Annotated in this window: 4 protein-coding genes and 3 tRNA genes; all 7 read left to right on the top strand. The window is 45.3% G+C overall.

The annotated features are described in order from the left end of the window. The first annotated feature begins 83 nt into the window (after positions 1 to 83). Positions 84 to 156, top strand: a tRNA-Asn gene (locus AC1WIP_RS10975). A 30-nt stretch (positions 157 to 186) separates the two neighbouring features. Further along, positions 187 to 258, top strand: a tRNA-Glu gene (locus AC1WIP_RS10970). 41 nt (positions 259 to 299) lie between these two features. Then, positions 300 to 370: transfer RNA gene (locus tag AC1WIP_RS10965), tRNA-Cys, on the top strand. A 166-nt stretch (positions 371 to 536) separates the two neighbouring features. Next, complete coding sequence (locus tag AC1WIP_RS10960) at positions 537 to 1,568, top strand: glycosyltransferase family 2 protein (RefSeq protein ID WP_481141865.1); 1,032 nt, start codon at positions 537 to 539, stop codon at positions 1,566 to 1,568. Between the two features lie 45 nt (positions 1,569 to 1,613). Next, positions 1,614 to 2,189 (top strand): hypothetical protein, encoded by a 576-nt coding sequence (locus tag AC1WIP_RS10955; protein ID WP_481141864.1) that lies wholly within the window; start codon positions 1,614 to 1,616, stop codon positions 2,187 to 2,189. Next, entirely contained in the window at positions 2,182 to 3,222 is a 1,041-nt protein-coding gene (locus AC1WIP_RS10950; protein WP_481141863.1) for a lysylphosphatidylglycerol synthase transmembrane domain-containing protein, read from the top strand. The genes AC1WIP_RS10955 and AC1WIP_RS10950 overlap by 8 nt, the downstream gene beginning before the upstream one ends. 139 nt (positions 3,223 to 3,361) lie before the next feature. Next, the coding region (locus tag AC1WIP_RS10945; RefSeq protein ID WP_481141862.1) for a hypothetical protein at positions 3,362 to 5,166 on the top strand (1,805 nt) is incomplete at its 3' end.

The following is a 5,166-nucleotide window of genomic DNA, read 5'->3' as shown; positions in this document are numbered from 1 at the left end:
AGGTTCCGGAGTCCTGCGGGAAGCGTGGAAAGATCCAGTGTCCGGTTTTGAGGGTGCAGAAGAGGGAAGGCACAAGAGAATGATCCTCCTTAGCTCAGTCGGTAGAGCATGCGGCTGTTAACCGCAGTGTCGTTGGTTCGAGTCCAACAGGGGGAGCTTTGAGAGGGAAAAGGCGGGAAAAGAGACGGCTCCATGGTCAAGCGGTTAAGACATCGCCCTTTCACGGCGGTAACACGGGTTCGATTCCCGTTGGAGTCATTTGAATAGCGGAGGCGTTATAGGCATATAATGTGATATCTGGCGTCTTAGCCAAGTGGTAAGGCACGGGTCTGCAACACCCTTATCGCCGGTTCAAATCCGGCAGACGCCTTTTACAGGGAACCATAGGAATATGGTTCTTTTTTTTGTGTGCAGATTGATAATGAAAGTATATGTCATGTGTTGTTTAGAAAAAATTTTGAAATTATTATAAATTTTAAGTCGAAAAAATTTATTCTTTTCCGCTAGAATCAGGGTACGAAAGGAGTGCAGAGCCTATGAAATATCTTACACTGACCGTACCCTGTTATAATTCACAGGATTATATGAGAAGATGTATAGACTCCTTGCTGCCGGGAGGCGAAGACGTGGAAATTATCATTGTAAACGACGGCTCCACAGATGCAACAGGGCAGATTGCCGCAGAGTACGAAAAAAAATATCCTGGTATCGTAAAAGCCATACAGAAAGAAAATGGGGGTCATGGATCAGGCGTCAATACAGGAATGAAGCTTGCCAGAGGATTGTACTTTAAGGTGGTTGACTCTGATGACTGGCTGGATGCAGAAGCGTACAGGAATCTGCTGAAGGAGATCAAAATCCGCTGCGGTAAAGATCAAGAAGAGATGCTGCCGGATCTGATTGTGTGCAATTATGTCTACAATCATCTGGAGGAAGGAACCAGCCGCAGCATGGCATATCGAAATGTATTTCCGCAGAAAAAAGTATGCAGCTGGAATGACATGAGACATTTTAAACCCTCTCAGTATCTGATTATGCACGCGCTGGTTTATCGAACGGAAATCCTTAGGCAATCCGGTGTGATTTTGCCGGAGCACACTTTTTATGTGGATAATATTTTTGCATATAATCCCTTGCCTTATGTGAAACGTATTTTGTACTTGGATATGGATTTGTATCAGTATTATCTGGGCAGGGAGGATCAGTCCGTCAATGAAAAGGTTTTAATGAGCCGTATTGATCAGCAGATTCGAGTTACAAAAATCATTGCGGGCAGCGTGGATCTGAATGAGGTAAGGCAGGTTTATCCCAAGCTTGCAGATTATATGTGCAGAAATATTTCTATCATGATGGCCATATCGTCTATTCACCTGCTTCTGATACAGAATGAGGATGCAAAGCAGAAAAGGAAAAAACTGTGGCAGGATATGAAAAAGGAAAATCCTGCACTTTATTATCGGTTGAAGTATACTACCTTAAGCGGTTTTACTTATCTTCCGGGAACATTGGGCGGCAAGCTGACGGTGGGAGGCTACCGGATCGCCAGGAAAATATACCTGTTTCAATGAGGGGCATAGATTAAAAAATTGAAATGCTCAGAAATGAGGCATAATATGGCACAGATATATCTTGCATTTGTGGACACTCCCGGGATTTTTGCAGCGCTCATCCGTTCTTTTCAGAAACGCAAATATGTGCATGTGGTACTGTCGCTGGATGCAGATCTGGAGGAGGCTTACAGCTTTGGGAGGAGAAATCCCTTTATCCCTGTGATAGCGGGCTTTGAAAGAGAAAAAAAGGAGCAGATTGTGTGTGCGTTTCCCATGGCTGAATATAAAATATGCCGAATGGAATGCAGTGAGGAGCAAAAGAGCCGTATACGGGAAGAGCTTCACAGAGATTACCGCAGGCGCTTCCGCCTCCACTATGCTGTAGCGGGACTGCCCTTTTTGGTACTTGGCAGAAAATTTTACATAAAAAACCAGTATACCTGTTCCTCTTATGTGGCAAGAATCCTGGGAAAGAATGGCATTGTCATTTCCAAAAAGCATTTTTCTCTGGTAACGCCCGGAGACGTACAGGAATATGCGGACAGGAATCTTCAGGTCATTTTTGAGGGAAGGCTGTCGGAGCTGACAGGAGGGGAAGCATCAAACAAAAGGACGAAAGGGATTGCTGTTTATGAATAGAAAGAAAAGTAAAAAGCTTGCAGCCCAAGTTTTGCTGTTTACAGTGGTTATGCTCCTTGCCTTTTACGCAGTGTTCCGGGGTCAGGATTTAGGGCAGATCGCGGCGGCTGTCGGACAAATGTCTCTTCAGGGCGTTTTTCTGGCAGTTTTTCTGGCACTCTTTTTTGTTGCTGCAGAAGGCTTTATGATCTGGTATCTGCTGCGGGGCATGGGCGGCGGAACGGGATTGCTTCGGTGTATGGGATATTCCTATGTGGGATTTTTTTTCTCAGGGCTTACGCCTTCCGCCACAGGCGGACAGCCTATGCAGCTGTATTATATGAAAAGGGACGGAAATTCTTTGTCGGGAAGCTCTGTAGTGCTGCTGGCAGTGGCCATAATTTATAAATTTGTGCTGGTGGTGACAGGTATCTTCCTGCTGCTGTTTTGGAACAGACCCCTGCAGAACAGACTTCAGGGCTATTATGCCTTGTATCTGTTTGGACTGTTCCTGAATGTGGTGGTAGTGTCTGCGCTTTTGCTTGTAATGTGCCGGCCGGAGATTGTGAGAACTATCTTGAGGGCGGGGGAAAGGATTTTGGTAAGGTGCAGGCTTCGAAAAGAGAGCGCCGGAAGCGAGGAAAAAATCTCCGCTTTTATTGACGGCTATGGGGAAGCGGTCTCCTACCTGCGTACGCACAGAAGGGCCGTATGCGTGGTCGTGGCGGGAACCTTTTTACAGCGCTTCAGCGCTTTTTTGCTGACCTATGTGGTGTACTGGGGGCTGGGGCTTTCAGAGACGGCTCCGCTTACCATTGTGCTGCTGCAGGCTTCTGTTTCCATTGCGGTGGACATGCTGCCCATACCCGGCGCCCAGGGGATTACGGAGGCAATGTATGGGGCAGTTTTTCTGAGGGTATTTACGGAACAATATTTAATGCCCTCCCTGTGTCTCTCCAGAGGCATCAGCTTTTACTTTACTATGCTGGTGAGCCTTTGCGTTACCTTTTTGTTTTGGTGTCAGGATATCAGGCGAAAGAGAGAGCTTTCTTAAAAAGTGTCATATTGCATTCAAAAAGTAACACTTTACATTTCTTTCCCCCATAGTACTATTGTAAGAGGGGAAGTATGTGGAGGGGTGGAATGGAGTATGATAGATGAAAAGAGCTGCTAAAAGTGTTTTTTGGAAATGGATGAGATCCTATGTTGCAGTGATGTTTGTTCTGATTATATGTAACAGCATCACTTACTGGCACAGTACAAAAATGCTGATTGAAAATCGCAGACTGGAAAGTGACAGAGCCGCCAGACAAATATCCGCTAACCTTTCTGGAAACATAGACGCTATGGAAGATTTGATTTATACACTGCTGCTCCAGGAGGAGGTAAGACTTTTGGGAAGAGAATCTGAAGGCAGTGAGCCGGATGAGGCGTATGCAAAATACATTCTTTGTGGACAGCTGGGGCAATATAAAAGGATTAACGGCAATTATGAGGAGCTTTTTTTGTATTTTTGCAATGACGATTATATTGTGGCAAGCGATGCAGCAAACACCTCGCAGAATTATTGGCGTACCTATGGAGAAAAGTATGGGGGTATGGACTGGAATCAGTGGATGGAGCTGATGAATGGAAACTATCCGTTTCTGCAGATGAAAATCTGCGGCGACAAGGTGCTGTTTGTAAAGACGATTCAAGAAAATAAGTGGGACAGAGCCCAGATTAATATTATTTTTATGTACCAGCAGAACGATCTGGAAAATTTGCTGTTTCCGGCGGAAGGAACAGACGAAGGCTTTGCGCTGCAGCACGGTTCTGCAGGAGAGGAGGGAAGGGAGAGCTTTCTTACTTCTGAGCTGAAAGACTGTGGTGAAGAGGACAAGAGGCTTCTGGATGCTGCTATGGCGCAGGGAGATTCTTTTGTGAAGCTTTCAGGAGCTGCGAAAAGGGTGTATTTGAATAATTATGAACTGGACTTGGGATACAGACTGACGGTTTACTGGAGTGACAGCGCTTATTTTGGCGGAATACGGGATTATCAGTATAAGATAACCCTTCTTCTACTGGGCTCTGTGGGTGCGAGTATCCTGTTGATGTTTTACTTCCTGAAGAGAAATTACGGACAGGTAACTACTTTGCTTGATATGCTGAAAATCAATGCCAAGGATATAGAGGAAACCAATGAATTTAGAGTAATAGGAGGACGGCTGTCTCAGATGCAGGAGAATCTGAGAGCGGCAGATGACAGGCTGGAGCGCCAGAGCGATATGTTCCGCAAGGCATATCTGGAAAATCTGCTGAAAGGGATAGTCCCCAAGGATGCGGCCTATGTAGAGGAGTTGTATAAAATTCACTGGCTGGGAGAGCAGTTTACAGTATTGCTGTTCTATGCGGAGGAGATTGAAATGGATGAAAGCCAGGAATGGAAAGAGATTCATGACAAGAAACTGGATCTGGAATTTATTCGTTTTGTTTTTGGAAATGTCTGTGAAGAGCTTTTTGGGGACCGGGGCTGCGCTGCCTGCAGCCTTATGGTGGACAGCGTTATAGCCTTGCTGGTGAATTTCCCGGAAGCGGATATGAGGAAAAACAAAGATATGATGCTAGAGGTAACAGAACAGCTTCAGGAATTTATGGATCAGCATCTGAACATTCGGTATACGCTTTCAGCGGGGGATATCTGTAAGGGAAGAGAGGGAATCGGGGACGCATATCAGCAGGCTGTCTATGTGATGGAGACAAAGCGGGTTTATGAGCTTGATGAATGTTTGTTTTACTCTGATGTAAAGCTGGAGCCGCACTTTGGATATTATTACCCAATGGAGATAGAAAGGGAGCTGATTGTTCAGATACAGGATCAAAATACGAAAAAGGCAGAGGAAATGATTGAAAAGCTGTTTGCCGAAAATAAAAGGATTAATATTGGCAGCATACAGGAGATTAGCAAGTATTTGTGCTACGACATCTGGTGCACGATTCTGAAGGCCTTGGAAGGTAA

The sequence above is a fragment of the Acetatifactor sp. genome, assembly GCF_982438285.1.
Note: the sequence above shows the minus strand (reverse complement) of the source record. Positions and strands in the feature narration are given on the sequence as shown.